Origin of the sequence: Bacillus sp. FJAT-27001 (assembly GCF_019039175.1) — a bacterium.
GTDB classification, from domain to species: domain Bacteria; phylum Bacillota; class Bacilli; order Bacillales; family Bacillaceae; genus Bacillus; species Bacillus velezensis.
Genome location: NZ_JAHOAA010000001.1, coordinates 694,183 through 709,383, shown reverse-complemented (window position 1 = coordinate 709,383; position 15,201 = coordinate 694,183). Strand labels below are relative to the sequence as shown.

Annotated in this window: 14 protein-coding genes and 2 riboswitches; of the genes, 8 read left to right on the top strand and 6 right to left on the bottom strand. The window is 46.4% G+C overall.

Features of this window, described 5'->3' with window-relative positions; all coding sequences use genetic code 11:
• Position 1 precedes the first annotated feature (1 nt).
• Both mtnK and BGM27_RS02695 read right to left on the bottom strand, forming a co-directional pair.
• Complete coding sequence (gene mtnK, locus BGM27_RS02700) at positions 2 to 1,186, bottom strand: S-methyl-5-thioribose kinase (RefSeq protein ID WP_007408470.1); 1,185 nt, start codon at positions 1,184 to 1,186, stop codon at positions 2 to 4.
• Between the two features lie 109 nt (positions 1,187 to 1,295).
• A riboswitch (SAM riboswitch) is annotated at positions 1,296 to 1,450 on the bottom strand.
• Positions 1,451 to 1,542: 92 nt separating this feature from the next.
• Positions 1,543 to 2,322: a carbon-nitrogen family hydrolase gene (locus BGM27_RS02695; protein ID WP_003154702.1), complete on the bottom strand. Its 780-nt coding sequence runs from the start codon at positions 2,320 to 2,322 to the stop codon at positions 1,543 to 1,545.
• A 91-nt stretch (positions 2,323 to 2,413) separates the two neighbouring features.
• On the opposite strand from BGM27_RS02695, the gene BGM27_RS02690 reads away from it, so the two are divergent.
• The 6 genes from BGM27_RS02690 (at position 2,414) to spo0E (ending at position 7,423) form a co-directional block, all read left to right on the top strand.
• Positions 2,414 to 3,610: a pyridoxal phosphate-dependent aminotransferase gene (locus BGM27_RS02690; RefSeq protein ID WP_007408469.1), complete on the top strand. Its 1,197-nt coding sequence runs from the start codon at positions 2,414 to 2,416 to the stop codon at positions 3,608 to 3,610.
• Between the two features lie 36 nt (positions 3,611 to 3,646).
• Positions 3,647 to 3,746: riboswitch (SAM riboswitch) on the top strand.
• 81 nt (positions 3,747 to 3,827) lie between these two features.
• Positions 3,828 to 5,042, top strand: a complete 1,215-nt coding sequence (mtnW, locus tag BGM27_RS02685; RefSeq protein WP_015239734.1) for a 2,3-diketo-5-methylthiopentyl-1-phosphate enolase — start codon at positions 3,828 to 3,830, stop codon at positions 5,040 to 5,042.
• Positions 5,039 to 5,743 (top strand): 2-hydroxy-3-keto-5-methylthiopentenyl-1-phosphate phosphatase, encoded by a 705-nt coding sequence (gene mtnX, locus BGM27_RS02680; protein WP_007408467.1) that lies wholly within the window; start codon positions 5,039 to 5,041, stop codon positions 5,741 to 5,743. The genes mtnW and mtnX overlap by 4 nt, the downstream gene beginning before the upstream one ends.
• Positions 5,701 to 6,330: a methylthioribulose 1-phosphate dehydratase gene (locus BGM27_RS02675; RefSeq protein ID WP_007408466.1), complete on the top strand. Its 630-nt coding sequence runs from the start codon at positions 5,701 to 5,703 to the stop codon at positions 6,328 to 6,330. The genes mtnX and BGM27_RS02675 overlap by 43 nt, the downstream gene beginning before the upstream one ends.
• A 15-nt stretch (positions 6,331 to 6,345) precedes the next feature.
• Positions 6,346 to 6,882: a 1,2-dihydroxy-3-keto-5-methylthiopentene dioxygenase gene (locus BGM27_RS02670; RefSeq protein ID WP_007408465.1), complete on the top strand. Its 537-nt coding sequence runs from the start codon at positions 6,346 to 6,348 to the stop codon at positions 6,880 to 6,882.
• Positions 6,883 to 7,162: 280 nt separating this feature from the next.
• Entirely contained in the window at positions 7,163 to 7,423 is a 261-nt protein-coding gene (spo0E, locus tag BGM27_RS02665) for an aspartyl-phosphate phosphatase Spo0E (protein ID WP_007408464.1), read from the top strand.
• A 209-nt stretch (positions 7,424 to 7,632) separates the two neighbouring features.
• On the opposite strand, the gene BGM27_RS02660 is transcribed toward spo0E, so the two are convergent.
• The gene (locus BGM27_RS02660; protein WP_046559543.1) at positions 7,633 to 9,150 is read right to left on the bottom strand and encodes a sporulation kinase KinD; all 1,518 of its coding nucleotides are present in this window, start codon (positions 9,148 to 9,150) and stop codon (positions 7,633 to 7,635) included.
• A 198-nt stretch (positions 9,151 to 9,348) separates the two neighbouring features.
• Between BGM27_RS02660 and mhqR the strand changes: the two genes are divergently transcribed.
• Positions 9,349 to 9,795 (top strand): MarR family transcriptional regulator MhqR, encoded by a 447-nt coding sequence (gene mhqR / locus BGM27_RS02655; protein WP_007408463.1) that lies wholly within the window; start codon positions 9,349 to 9,351, stop codon positions 9,793 to 9,795.
• Positions 9,796 to 9,830: 35 nt separating this feature from the next.
• On the opposite strand, the gene motB is transcribed toward mhqR, so the two are convergent.
• The 3 genes from motB to clpE all read right to left on the bottom strand — a co-directional run bounded on the left by motB (position 9,831) and on the right by clpE (position 13,669).
• Positions 9,831 to 10,616 (bottom strand): flagellar motor protein MotB, encoded by a 786-nt coding sequence (gene motB / locus BGM27_RS02650; protein WP_003154685.1) that lies wholly within the window; start codon positions 10,614 to 10,616, stop codon positions 9,831 to 9,833.
• Complete coding sequence (motA, locus tag BGM27_RS02645) at positions 10,588 to 11,403, bottom strand: flagellar motor stator protein MotA (RefSeq protein WP_007408461.1); 816 nt, start codon at positions 11,401 to 11,403, stop codon at positions 10,588 to 10,590. Before motA ends, motB begins: the two co-directional genes overlap by 29 nt.
• Before the next feature lie 169 nt (positions 11,404 to 11,572).
• Entirely contained in the window at positions 11,573 to 13,669 is a 2,097-nt protein-coding gene (clpE, locus tag BGM27_RS02640; RefSeq protein WP_007408460.1) for an ATP-dependent protease ATP-binding subunit ClpE, read from the bottom strand.
• A gap of 401 nt (positions 13,670 to 14,070) precedes the next feature.
• Between clpE and BGM27_RS02635 the strand changes: the two genes are divergently transcribed.
• Complete coding sequence (locus tag BGM27_RS02635) at positions 14,071 to 15,108, top strand: YkvI family membrane protein (RefSeq protein WP_020953988.1); 1,038 nt, start codon at positions 14,071 to 14,073, stop codon at positions 15,106 to 15,108.
• Positions 15,109 to 15,201 lie beyond the last annotated feature (93 nt).

Below are 15,201 nucleotides of genomic sequence, written 5' to 3'. Positions count from 1 at the left end.
ATCATTCCTTTACACGAAGCTTAAATTGGTCCAGAACCTCGGTGATATGCTTCAGTTTTTTTCTGTTTTCGATATAATAGGCGCCGATGTCAAGCGCGAGCTTCTTCCGTTCGATTCGTTTGTCAAACGGAGTGATTTCATCTAAGTCAGCCACATGGGCGAGTCCGATCGTGCGCCGGATCAGTTCGCATCCCGCAAAACCGACCGCTTCCTCAAACGCGTTTTTCAGTGTGTCTTCCAGCAGGTGTCTGCGGGAAGGCAAGCAGTCTTTCTCCCATGCTTCACTGAATGTTTTCACAAATGTATCCCATACGGCGGCAGTATGATCATATAACGGCTGTCTGTCGTCACCGTCGCGGCTGAGGGCGTTTAACAGCAGATTGGCGATAAATTGGCCGATGTCAAACCCGATCGGTCCGAAGAAAGCAAACTCGGGATCAATCACCTTTGTTTCATGTGCATCGGCGAAAATGCTTCCCGTGTGCAGATCGCCGTGAACCAATGTTTCCGCGGAATTCAGAAAGATGGCTTTCAATTCGCCAGCGCCTTCTTTCAGCTGGGAATTGTTCCAAACTTTTTCTGCGTATGGGCGCAGCTCCTCTTCAAAATCGTTTGTCTCATGGTCGAGAAACGGTTCTGTAAACACAAGCCTTTCCGTAATATTGCAAAGCTCAGGATTTGTAAACTGCTTTGCGAGCTGCTGCTTTACTTTCGCATCAAGCGCATAATCAGATGAGTAAAACAGCGTTTTCCCTAAAAATTCACCGATATGAACCGATAAGTTCGGATAATGCTGCCCTTCCAGCAGCCCTTTTCTTGAAATCCGCAAATGGGAGAGGTCTTCCATTACCGTGACGGCCATTTCAGTATCGGAATAGTAAACGGCCGGAACGAGGTGCGGCACGTGTTCGCCCTGGCGGATGAGGGCGCTGCTTTCGATTCTCGCCCGATCAATCGTAAGCGGCCAGCTTTCACCGACGACTTTCGCGTAAGGGATTGCCTGTTTAATAATCAGTCCTTTTTTGTTTTCTTTATCGTAAACATGAAAGACATAATTTAAATTGCCGTCGCCGATTTCACGGCATGTCAGAGTGCTTTTGTTTTGGAATAAGCCGAGCTTGACGGCTAACGCGGCGGCGGAGCTTTCTGTTAATTGTTCATAAAGACTTGTTTTAGTTGCTGACATGGATTTACCCTCCAATTATGTAGTGGCAGTAAGAGATCGTGACGGAGAATACGCCCGAAAAAAAGCCTCCTTCTCTGAAAGAGAAGGAGGCTGAAACAGTGCAGTCCGCCTCTTATCTCTCAGATAACATCTGATGGAATTAGCACCGTGCCTTATGAGACAATCGTCTCGGCGCAAAATGTACGCGCCCCATTTCACAATGGAATTACGGTCGGTTGCTGTTGGGGTCAAAAGGCCAATCCCTCGCCCAACTCTCGATAAGAGAAAAATATATTGATTTGTATCACAATTCGGATTAATCAGTTGATGAAAATATTAGCAGGTGCCGGATATTCTTGTCAACATTTTTTTGAAAATTAATATAAATCACGCCGCAAGTCTTGGAAAACCGGAATGGTTCCCCGCACGGCCGCGCTTTCTGACACATCGATTTCCGCCCGGACTGCGCCTTCCGTCCGGTCTCCTTCGGCTAAAATCCGGCCCCACGGGTCAATAATCAGGCTGTGGCCGGCAAATTCATTATCGGGATTGGACCCCGTGCAGTTAGAGGCTGCGACAAAACATTGGTTTTCAATTGCTCTGGCGATAAGCAGGCTTCGCCAATGATCAAGGCGGGGCAGAGGCCATTCCGCAGAGATAAACAGGACATTCGCGCCCTGGGACGTATGCTTTCTGATCCATTCGGGGAAACGGATATCATAGCAGATCAGCCCGGCGCACTTGACACCGTCAAGCTCAAAGGAACCGTCGCTGTTTCCTGCTGACAAGTAAAGGTGTTCATCCATCAGCTGAAACAGATGGGCTTTCTGATACCGCTTCACGATCTGTCCGCTGTTATCGGCGATGTACATGGTGTTATAGACATTTTCGCCTTCTTTGACCGCAAAAGATCCGGCAACGAGGTGTACGTTGTATGTTTTTGCCGTTTCTTTAAGCCATTGTTCCGAAACTTTGCCGTTTTCATCCGCCAGCTGGTCTAGCCGTGTGAGATCATAGCCGGTCGTCCACAACTCAGGAAGCACGATTACATCAGCATGGCGGCTTTCTTGCTCAATCAAAGATTCTGCTTTTTTAAAGTTTTCTGAAGGATTTCCGTATGAAATATCAAATTGCAAACAGGAAACGGTCCATTTCATTTTTTAACACCTCAAGTTTCTCTTTACTTTTTTTATTTAACCATATATGATGATGGACTATCATTTCAAGACATTTTTAGAAGGTGAAAATATGAACTTTGAAATCTCAGATGTACTCAAACAGCTGCCGGAACAATTTTTCGCATCATTGGTGCAAAAAGTGAATCAAAAGCTGAAAGAAGGCAGAGACGTCATCAACTTAGGGCAGGGAAACCCTGATCAGCCGACGCCTCAGCATATCGTTGAAGAAATGAAGCGCGCCGTCGAAAGGCCGGAAAATCATAAATACTCATCATTCCGGGGCGCTTACAGCTTCAAAAAAGCAGCCGCTGCATTTTATGAAAGGGAGTACGGGGTCACGCTTGATCCTGAAACGGAAGTCGCCGTGCTGTTCGGAGGCAAGGCGGGACTTGTTGAGCTTCCGCAATGTCTTTTAAACCCGGGAGATACCATTCTGGTGCCTGATCCCGGATATCCTGATTACTGGTCAGGCGTCGCCCTTGCAAAAGCGAGAATGGAAATGATGCCGCTGACGGAAGAAAGAGGGTTTCTCCCTGATTACAGCGTAATTCCTGAAAAGGTGCGGAGCGAGGCGAAGCTGCTGTATCTCAATTATCCGAATAATCCGACCGGCGCTGTGGCGACAGAGGCGTTTTTCGAGGAGACGGTCGGTTTTGCGGAGCAAAACGGCATTTGTGTCGTTCATGATTTCGCGTACGGAGCCGTCGGCTTTGACGGGCATAAACCGCTGAGCTTTTTGCAGACCGAAGGCGCAAAAGAGACGGGAATCGAAATCTATACCTTGTCCAAAACGTATAATATGGCGGGCTGGCGGGTCGGATTTGCCGTCGGAAACGCTTCTGTCATCGAAGCGATCAACCTTTATCAGGATCATATGTTTGTCAGCCTGTTTCCCGCGGCGCAGCAGGCGGCGGCAGCCGCACTTTTAGCGGATCAGGCATGCGTCGCGGCGCAAAATGACAGATATGAATCGAGACGCAATGCATGGATTAAAGCCTGCCGCGATATCGGCTGGGATGTGACGGCTCCGGCGGGCTCCTTTTTTGCATGGCTCCCTGTGCCTGACGGTTATACGTCACAGTCGTTTTCAGACCTGCTGCTCGAGAAAGCGGATGTCGCGGTCGCTGCCGGAAACGGGTTCGGAAAATGGGGGGAAGGCTATATAAGAGTCGGTCTTCTGACAAGTGAAGAAAGACTTAAAGAAGCTGCGGAAAGGATCGGGAAACTGAATCTTTTCACCCGAAAAAGCATTGACATATCAGGATAACAATGCGATAATTCAAAATACTTTATAAAATCATTATTCTTATCAAGAGCAGGCAGAGGGACGAGCCCGATGAAGCCCGGCAACCGACTGATAAAGCACGGTGCTAATTCTTGCAGCAGGAGCTGAGAGATAAGATTCGGACATAACACGAAGCCTCTTTCTGCTCATACGGAAGAGGTTTTTTTATGTTTTGCGAAAGAAAGAGAGGCGTTCACGCATGAGCGAAGTATTGGCAACATATCTTCTGACAGACACAACGGACAGTGAAAAGCGGGCGGAACAGATTGCGGCGGGGCTGACGGTAGGCTCCTGGACTGACCTGCCCCTGGTGAAGCAGGAACAGCTCAGAAAACATAAAGGGCGGGTCGTAAAAGTTGAGGAGAAAGAAGGAACCTCAGAAAACGAAACACAATCCGTCATCACCATCGCCTATCCCGAGGCGAATTTTTCAAGAGATATTCCGGCCGTCCTGACGACGGTATTCGGAAAGCTGTCACTGGACGGAAAAATAAAATTGACTGATCTTGAATTTTCCGAAGGGTTTAAACGCTCCCTTCCCGGGCCGAAATTCGGTATATACGGCATCCGCAAACTGCTGGGCGAATTTGAAAGACCGCTTCTGATGAGCATATTTAAAGGCGTGATCGGACGGGATCTCGCCGACATTAAAGAACAGCTCAGACAGCAGGCGCTCGGCGGCGTGGATCTTATTAAAGATGACGAAATTTTCTTTGAAAATGAACTGGCTCCGTTTGAAACCCGCATTATCGAAGGAAAACAAGTCCTGAAGGAAACCCGGGAGGAGACGGGGCATAAAACGCTGTATGCCGTAAACCTTACGGGAAGGACCGCTGAATTGCGGGATAAAGCGAGGCGCGCGGCAGAACTCGGGGCGGACGCGCTTTTATTGAATGTGTTTGCTTACGGTTTAGATGTGATGCAGAGTCTTGCTGAGGACAGGGAAATCCCGCTTCCGATCATGGCGCATCCGGCAGTCAGCGGCGCGTTCACATCATCTCCCGTTTACGGCTTGTCGCATGCGCTTTTGCTCGGCAAGCTGAACCGCTATTGCGGCGCTGATTTCAGTTTATTTCCGTCACCTTACGGATCCGTTGCTCTTCCGAAGGAGTCCGCGCTTGCAATCCATGATGAATGTGTAAAAGACGATGTCTTTCATCCGTCGTTTGCCGTCCCGTCAGCAGGCATTCACCCCGGTATGGTGCCATTATTGATGCGCGATTTCGGCATCGATCACATCATCAATGCCGGCGGAGGCATTCACGGCCATCCGAAAGGAGCCGAGGGCGGGGGAAAAGCGTTCCGCGCCATCATTGATGCGGTGCTTGAAGCGCAGCCGATTGAAGAAAAAGCCGCGTCGTGCAAAGATCTTCAGCTCGCATTAGACAAATGGGGAAGGGTGGAAGCCGTATGACCCGCACACCGCTGATTATTTGTGATTTCGACGGAACGGTCACCATGAACGACAACATTGTCAGCATGATGAAAGAATTCGCGCCTCCTGAGTGGCTTGAATTAAAAGACGGTGTTCTGTCTAAAAGCATATCAATCCAAGAAGGAGTCGGCCGGATGTTCGGACTGCTGCCGAGCAGCTTAAAAGAAGAACTGACCGGCTTTATTCTGAAGGATGCGAAAATACGGGACGGCTTTTTGGATTTTGTCTCGTTTGTCCGGTCAAACGGCCTCCCGTTTTATATCGTAAGCGGGGGAATGGACTTTTTTGTGCATCCGCTTTTGGAAGGGATCGTAGAAAAGGAGCGGATTTTCTGCAATCATGCATCCTTTGACAATGAGCATATTCATATAGACTGGCCGCACGCCTGTGACGGAGACTGTACCAATCAATGCGGCTGCTGCAAACCGTCAGTCATCCGTAAGCTATCCGATCAGCAGAAATTTCTCATTATGATCGGTGATTCGGTCACGGATGTCGAGGCTGCAAAGTTGTCCGATATGTGCTTTGCGAGAGATTATCTTTTGACTGAATGCAAAGAACTCGGCCTCCGGCATCTGCCTTTTCAAGATTTTCATGAGGTGAAAACAGGCATTGAAAACATCGGGGAGGTGCAGGCATGGCTGCAAAAGAAGAACGCTGGCGCGAACTTGCCGAGGTAAAGCGCGAGCTGGCTGAAAGAGACTGGTTCCCGGCAACGAGCGGGAATCTTTCCATCAAAGTATCCGACGCGCCGCTGACTTTCCTCGTTACGGCGAGCGGAAAAGACAAACGAAAAGAAACAGATGAAGATTTTCTCTTAATCGATGAGAACGGGAAGCCCGCTGAGACCGGCCATTCTTTAAAACCCTCAGCAGAAACGCTTCTCCACACTTACTTATACCAAAAGACAGACGCCGGCTGCTGTCTGCATGTCCATACCGTCAATAATAATGTCATCTCAGAGCTTTACGGGGATGAAAAACAAATCACTTTTCAGGGGCAGGAGATGATTAAGGCGCTCGGATTATGGGAGGAAAACGCGTCCGTGACCGTTCCGATCATTGACAATCCGGCGCACATCCCGGCATTGGCCGAAAACTTCGCGCACCATGCGGCCGCCGGCTCAGGCGCGGTGTTAATCCGCAATCACGGCATTACGGCATGGGGGCGGACCGCATTTGAAGCGAAAAGGGTGCTGGAAGCCTATGAATTTTTATTCAGCTGTCACCTCAAGCTTCTGTCACTTCGGCCGCAGCTGGTAAAATAAAAGGAGGAATAGAAAATGGCGACCATCAGAATTCATGACGAAAAAAATACGCTCATTGAACATCAGGAAGAAGTAGCGCGCTTCTTAGACGAACAAGAGGTGATCTATGAGCAGTGGAACATTGAAAAACTTCCGTCTGAGCTTTCGGAAAAATACGATCTAACCGAAGATGAAAAAGAACGGATTCTCGCGGCGTTTGACACGGAGATTCAGGACATTTCAGCCCGGCGCGGATATCAGTCTCAGGATGTCATTTCTTTATCAGACACCACGCCGAATCTTGATGAATTATTAAAAAATTTCCAAAGAGAACATCACCACACGGATGATGAAGTCCGCTTTATCGTCAGCGGACACGGCATCTTCGTCATTCAAGGCAAAGACGGCACATTTTTCGACGTCCGTTTAAATCCGGGAGATTTGATTTCAGTTCCGGAGAACATCCGCCACTACTTTACGCTTCAGGAAGACCGCCGGGTCGTCGCAATCCGAATCTTCGTGACGACTGAGGGCTGGGTGCCGATTTACGAAAATGAAAGTGTGCAAAACTGATAGACGCCCGAACCTCTCATGCACCCACCGGCATGAGAGGTTTTTTATTGTAATATAAAGTCAGCTTTGGCTGTTTTTTAATTCTTGAATATGCCGCATTCTGTTTATATCATTACCCGAATGGGTATTATTCTCTTATTCATGCTAAAGATTCCAATATGAAATGAAAAAATAAGTTATTTAGTAAAAAAATGTTTACAAATAAAGTATAATCTGTAATAATGCTCAATAACCCAATCAAACTTGTTTCCTATTCTTTTAGCGGTGAGGGGTGAAGTGAATGGGCAGTTATTCTGAACAAGAAAAATTGCTTCTATCTATTGATAAAAAAAGAAAAATGATGATAGATGCGGCTAACAGGCAAGGGTTTACAGGATATGACACGATCAGGCACAGCCAGGAACTGGACTGTCTGATGAACGCGTATCAGCAGCTGGTAAACCGTGATCGTACACATCACCAAGGAATACAGGGCCTTGTGAAGAAAATAGGCTTGTTCTCCCGCGGTGACGTCATGCCTGCATATGAAGCAAACAAATGATGGATGATAAAACAGATAACGAAGACTGAATGCGCTTCCTGATCAAGCGCCGCATCCGAAAGATGACCGCGTACAGTCAGCACATTTTTCCGCTGGCACGGCTCACGAAGCGCCTCGTACTATCTGCCGGCTATGATGCCGTTCCTCTGGTATATCCTCTTACACATACTCTTCTTTAAATAAAAAACACCCCGATCAGGGTGTTTTTTTCATCGAGAAGCGGCAGGGAGGGTAATGGTGACCTCTGTGCCCTTATCGACTTCGCTTTGAATGTCAATCGAACCGCCGTACATCAGCATGATTCGTTTACATACGACAAGGCCGAGGCCGGTGCCTTTTTCCTTTGACGTTACAAACGGAAGAAAAATGTGCTCAAGCATATCTTCAGAAATGCCCATTCCGTTGTCGGCCACCTTAATGACTGCTTTATGATCGCGGGCTTCTAAATAGATGGACAGCCGGCCGCCTTCCTGCATGGATTCCAGCGCGTTTTTCGCGACATTTAAAATCACCTGTTTAATATGGTCTTTCGTGCAGTTGACCTTGAGCGGCCGATTGACGAGAATCTCCACATTCACTTCCACATTGTATAGATTCCCTTCAGAATAAATAATCGGCATAATCTCATCAAGAATATCCTGCAGCGAGTTCACTTCCAACCGTTCAGCAGTAGGTTTTCCAAGCACTAAAAACTCACTGACAATCTGATTGATCCGTTTAATCTCCTGCTCAATAATTGAGAAATACAGCTGATCTTCCTCCGATTTGTATTTTTTCTGCAAAAGCTGAATGAAGCCGCTGATCCCTGTAAGCGGGTTGCGGATTTCATGGGCGGTGCTGGCGGCAAGCGTTCCGATAAGCTCCAATTTCTGCGCTTCATTTTGAGCGCGCTCCAGCTGGGTCTTGCGCTTAAGCAAATAATATTGAACGAGGATGAACAGAATATTCAGCAGCACGGCAATACTGGACATCGGCAGCAGCACGCTTTTGGTCAGCTCATTCAGCTCAACCGGTTTCGGATAAACATTGATATTCCAATTAATATCATCCAGATAGCCGCTGACCGGTTTCACACCTTCTGATTGATCAGCCCGTCCGCTGGCAAATATCACTTTATTCTGATTGGTTGCCTTGACATAAACGTCAGGGCTCAGCATATTGATCATATTTCTCAAATAATCGACTTGTATGGCGGCTACTAAATAATCCGTGACTTCCCGTTTTGCGTCTAACACCGGCACGCAGATCGTGAAGATGCGCTGGCCTGTAATTCTGCTGGAGTAGTCATTTGTGATGACCGTTTTTTTCGTCTTTTTCGCCTTCGTAAAATACGGTCTGTCGGCCAAATTCACCTTTGATTTCAGATCAGTCGTGCTTGCGATGACATCACCTTTGGAATTCAGCATATACAGTCCGCTGAATCTGGGTTCATCCTCAAAAGCCTGATCGAGAATGTCAATGATCTTTTCTTCATTGACAGGCTTATCGACAGCGATCGCAAGTGTTGTCATCCGGGCTTTTGTTTCACCGATTAAATAATTGAGCTTATTGCGGTGAAGGTTGAGCATCATACTGGCTTCCTGTATGTGTTTATCGGCTATTTTCTGCTTTTCTTTTTCATAAATGAAAAAGCTGATAATAAGTGCCGGGATGATCACCAATATGAGATAAAGCTTGATCTTTCCCCGGGCACCTTTAAATGTATTCACTCTGCATCGCTCCAACATTACACTTGAATAGAGGTATTATATCATTTTTATACTTCTTTAATAAGAAAAAATAACCAAAATGATAGAAAAACAAATTATTTTATTAAGGTCTGACAAAAAGAAGAGAAATTTTGGAAACATTTTTGTTGACATTTTTCATTTTGTTTATTAATGTTTCTCTGTAACGGTTTCTTTTGTAAAAGGATGATTGAATGTATGACGGATAAAACAGAAAACTCATTGAAATTATTTATTGTACTGTCACGTGCGTACCGATCTATTAACGACCATATGAATAAACATATTCATAAGCACGGCCTGAACCCGACGGAATTTGCGGTGCTTGAGCTGCTGTACCACAAAGGCAACCAGCCGCTTCAGCAGATCGGCGACAAAATTTTATTAGCGAGCGGAAGTATTACATACGTTGTTGACAAATTAGAGAAAAAAGAACTTCTCATCAGAAAAGCCTCGCCGACTGACAGAAGAGTGACTTTCGCACAGATTTCCGAAAAGGGAATCCGTCTTTTGGACGATATTTTCCCTGATCATGCTGACGAAATTAAAGAAATGATCAGTGTGTTGAGTGATGAAGAGATAGAAATGTGTACGGAAATGCTGAAAAGAGTGGGGTTAAACGCTAAACATTTTCATCAGAAATAAAAAAGGAAGCCATTTGAAAGGCTTCCTTTTTTATATTACTGATTTTGGTCAGTCGCGGCGTTTCTAGGCTGTATCAATACCTCGACGCGCCTGTTTTTGCTGCGCCCTTCGGCGGTTTTGTTCGACACGGCCGGTTTATACTCTCCGAAACCTTTGGCGCTGAATACTTTTGCGTCAAGTTTCGGGTTTTCCGTGAGAATAGCCATGAAGTTGACGGCCCGCATGACGCTTAAATGCCAGTTAGATTGATATTGTGAGTTTTTAATCGGTACATTGTCCGTATGTCCGCTGATAATAATGTTCCTTGGCGGATTCAGCACAAGGAGATTCGAGATTTCCTTGGCAAGCGGAATATCTTCCTGACGGATATCCGCCCGTCCGGAATCAAAAAAGATACTGTCTTTAATGGTAATTAAGAGTCCTTCTTTAGTCAGCTTTGTTTCCAGCTGAGTTTCAAGCTTTTTATTTTTTATAAATTGATTGACTTGCTTTTGCACGCCTTCAAGTTCTTCGCGGTCGGCTGCTTCTCTTTCTTTCTTTTTCTGTTCTTTATCTTTTTCCTTGTCTTTTTTTAACTGATCAACGCCGTCTTTTTCGTTTTCAGGAGGGGTGACGCTTGAATATTCAAGAACACCCGTGCCTCCGGTAAACACGGCGTTAAATGATTTAGACAGCATTTGGAATTTCGCCGCATCGACCGAGCTCATGGCGAACAATACAATGAACAGAGCCAAAAGAAGGGTGAGCAAATCCGCGTACGGGATCAGCCAAGACTCATCCACATGCTCGTCATCATGCTTCTTCTTCTTTTTTCTCGCCATTGTTTGCCTCTCCTTCTTGTTCAGCGACTTTTGCGCGTTCATTCGCAGGAAGATACATGAGAAGTTTTTGTTCGATCACTTTCGGGGCCTGTCCTTCAAGCACTGACAGAACGCCTTCGATCATGATTTCACGCAGTTTGACTTCCTGCTTTGATTTGCGTTTCAGTTTGTTGGCGAAGGGATGCCATAGTACATATCCTGTGAAAATCCCGAGAAGGGTGGCGACAAAAGCCGCACTGATGGCATGTCCGAGCGCCTCGGTATTGTTCATGTTGGAAAGAGCCGCGATAAGGCCGATGACCGCACCCAAAACGCCGAGTGTCGGCGCATATGTGCCGGCTTGTGTAAAGATGGCTGCGCCGGCCTGGTGTCTGTCTTCCATCGCTTCAACTTCCTCAGTCATAATATCTCTGATAAATTCTGCGCTTTGTCCGTCAACCGCCATACTCAGGCCGTTTTTCAAAAATGCGTCATCCACGTCTTCAATGCTTGCTTCCAATGCGAGCAGACCTTCACGTCTGGCGATTTGCGCCCATTGAGAGAACATAGGAATTAATTGCGCAATTGTCAGCTGTTTGTTTTCTTTAAACAGCACTTTAAAAAGGGCAGGCACTTTTTTGATTTCTTTTCCGGGGAATGCGATGATCACCGCAGAAATCGTACCGAACAAAATAATCAGAATAGCTGCCGGGTTAGCGAGTGCGCTTAAGCTGACCCCTTTCAGCACCATGCCCACGCTTAAAGCAATCAAGGCGAGGATGATACCGATAATCGATGTTTTATCCATAGTTTTCACCAAATCCTTTATACTAGCTTTCTATGGTTAATATCGGTGGCAGTGCATGGAACTTTAGGGTGATTGAGAAATTGTTCCCGAATTCTTCACAGTTTCTCCCTTTCGGCATGGAGAAAGAAACAAAAAAGCGGCTCCCCGCGAGGAGGGAACCGCTTTTTTCTTATTGTGCCCGGACTTTGATGCCGTCCTCTTCCATTACGACATGGAAGGCTTTTATTTCGTTGTCATCCAATAAGAGATCTGTCATTTCGTCCTCGATCAATTCTTGGATGGTTCTTCTGAGCGGGCGTGCTCCGAAAGCTGGGTGGTAGCCGATTTCAGCGATTTTTTCTTTCGCTTCGTCCGTTACGCTCAGGCTGATGCCGCGCTCTTTTAATGTGTCTTCAAGCTCTGTGAGAAGCAGGCTGACGATTTTCACGAGATGTTCTTTTTTCAGGGATTGGAATTCAATGATGCTGTCAAACCGGTTTAAAAACTCCGGTTTGAAGAACGCGCTCAGTGAATCAATCAGCGTTTGTTCCTCCAGGACGCTCTCTTCAGATTGGAATCCGACTTTCACCTGTTTTTCGCCGGTTCCAGCGTTGCTTGTCATAATCAAAACGGTATCTTTGAAGCTGACCGTTCTGCCCTGGCTGTCTGTCAGACGGCCGTCCTCCATAATCTGCAGAAACATATGCTGGACATCAGGGTGGGCTTTTTCAATCTCATCGAGCAGCACGATGCTGTACGGATTGCGGCGAACTTTTTCCGTTAATTGACCGGCTTCATCGTGTCCGACATATCCCGGCGGTGAACCGATAATTTTTGATACGGCGTGTTTTTCCATGTATTCACTCATATCGAGACGGATAATGGAATCTTTTGTACCGAACAGTTCATCTGCGAGTGTCTTTGATAACTCGGTTTTTCCGACTCCGGTCGGTCCGACAAAGAGGAAGGAGCCGACAGGTCTGTTTTTGGATTTTAAGCCGGCGCGGCTTCGTCTGACCGCTTTCGCCACTTTTTTCACGGCTTTTTCCTGACCGATGACGCGCTGATGAAGATGCTCTTCAAGTTCCTTCATTTTGACTTGTTCATCAGCCTGGAGTTTTCCGACCGGAATGCCTGTTTTCTGTTCAATGATGGCTTGAATATGCTCCGCCCCGATTTCAGGTGAAGAGGCCGGTGTTTCATGCGCCAGCTGCTTTTCCAACGCCGCTTCTTCATCACGCAGTTTCGCGGCAAGCTCATAATTTTCTTCATGAAGCGCTTTTGTTTTCTCCGCGTCAATTGCTTTGAGTCTCTCAGCCGCATCTTCTTCATTTACGGTATCAAGCTCCAGGTTCGCCTTAGAGCCGGCTTCATCTAATAAGTCGATCGCTTTATCCGGCAGGTGGCGGTCCTGAATGTAACGGGATGAAAGCGTAACACAGGCGTTTATCGCTTCATTGCTGAATGTGACGCCGTGGTATTTCTCGTATTTATCTTTAATGCCTTCCAGAATGCTGATGGCTTGTTCTATTGTAGGCTCGTGAACCATGACAGGCTGGAAGCGTCTTTCAAGCGCCGCATCTTTTTCAATCTGGCGGTACTCTTTCAGCGTTGTCGCCCCGATGACCTGCAGCTCGCCTCTGGCAAGCGCCGGTTTCAGGATGTTCCCGGCATCCATTGATCCCTCGGCAGAGCCGGCGCCTACAAGAAGGTGAATCTCGTCAATGAACAAGATGACGTTTTTCCGTTCTTTTAATTCGTTCATTAATTGTTTCATTCTTTCTTCAAACTGGCCTCTGATCCCTGTATTGGCGACGAGAGAAGCGACGTCAAGCAGGTAAAGCTCTTTGTTTTTCAATTTGTTCGGCACATCGCCTTCAGCGATTTTAAGCGCGAGGCCTTCTGCAATAGCCGTTTTACCGACGCCTGGCTCACCGATCAGCACCGGATTGTTTTTATTCCGGCGGTTCAAAATTTCAATTACGCGCGCCACTTCATGATCGCGGCCGATCACAGGGTCAATCAGACCTGCTTTTGCGCCGTTTGTGACGTTTTGAGCGAGCTCGTCGAGCAGGCCTTTTTCAGAGCCGGCCTGCTGTTTATTTTGATTGGGAGCGAAACCTTGCTCAAACGGGAATCCGAATGATTGCGGCCCCATGCTCATAGACGGTTTTCGGGTTAATTCTGTATAACATGTTTCACATAAAACGAATTGTTTTTGAATGGAATTGACTTGCATGTTCAGGCGAATCGTCGCCTCGTTTTTCTGACAATGTTGACAACGCATTTGCCAAAACCTCCTCGAAAAATGTTTGATCATCTTTGACCAAATGGATTAGAAAATAAGGTCTTAACTTTGACCTTCTTTGATTAATAGTATACTCTGACCTTCTTTGACTTTCAAGTGTTTTGTTTCAAACCCTGAAAAATAAATGTTTACAGCATGATAAGTGATATTTGTGAGGTTTGATTATTTTTGACCAATATAGTCAGAAAGGAAATGAAATGTTTTGACCTTTCTTGATGAAGAGTATACGCCGGCCCTTTTTTTCTTTCAATATTTTTGCTTAGAGGAGAGAGCTGAATCTGTTTTCTCCGGGGAAGGACGATTTGTTCGTCTTTTCGGGCGACTTGTCTCATAAGCATATATAAAGGCCTGGACAAATCTGCGCTTAGCCGGAGGGTGAAATGGGACAAACAAAAGGTTCTGCAAGTCAGCTTGCATTTGTATACGTAGGCACGGTTGTAGGAGCCGGTTTTGCCACGGGACGGGAAATCGTTGAGTTTTTTCTGAAGTTTGGCTGGATCGGTCTGTTCGGTATCGTGGTAAGCGGTCTGATGTTTACATATTTAGGCGCCAAAATCATGATCATTTCCAAACGGATTCATGCAGCATCTTATCAGGAATTGAACACATATTTATTCGGCCAGTCCATCGGCCGCGCCGTGAACATGTTTATGATGTTTATATTGCTGGGAGTGACCTCTGTCATGCTGTCCGGAGCGGGAGCGCTGTTTCATGAACAGCTTGGCTGGTCCGCACAAGCGGGGATCCTTCTGACGATCGTACTGAGCTTTGCCGTCATGACAAGCGGCGTTAAAGGTGTGTTCGGCGTCAATATATTGGTTGTGCCGCTTTTAATTTCCTTCTCTTTTATCGTGACAGCAGATTCATTTGTATTTACAAGCACGAGAAACGCGGACGAATGGGTATGGCCTGACAAGTGGAATTGGCTTTTGTCCGCCGTCTCTTACGGCGCGTTAAATTTATCGCTCGCCCAAGCCGTGCTTGTGCCGCTTGCGAATGAAATGTCTTCAGAGAAGGTGATCAGAAGGGGGGCTTATTTTGGCGGCGTTCTGTTGACACTGGTGCTTGCCGCGAGCTTTTTATCATTATCGGTGCTGCCGGATGTGCTGGAGTTTGACATTCCGATGGCTCAAGTCGTCTATTCGTATTCGCGTTCGCTTCATATCATTTATTTGTTTATTATTTTCGGAGAAGTGTTTACGTCGGTCATCGGTAATTTATACGGATTGGAAAAACAATTAAACAGTTTTCTTCATATAAAAAGTACATATATTTACGGCGGCATTTTGGCGTTTGCTTTCATTATCAGCCAAATCGGCTACGGACAGCTGATTTCCACCGTTTATCCGGTGTTTGGGTATGTGAGCCTCGCTTTCATCGGCGCATTGATTTGCAAAAAAATCCCGAAAGAAAAATAAGGATATAAGGAAAATGTCTGTATTTTTTGGGAATTCCCCTTCTTTTTTCCTGACATTTCTGTATAATGAATTGGGAAATGATGGGGAGGAGTA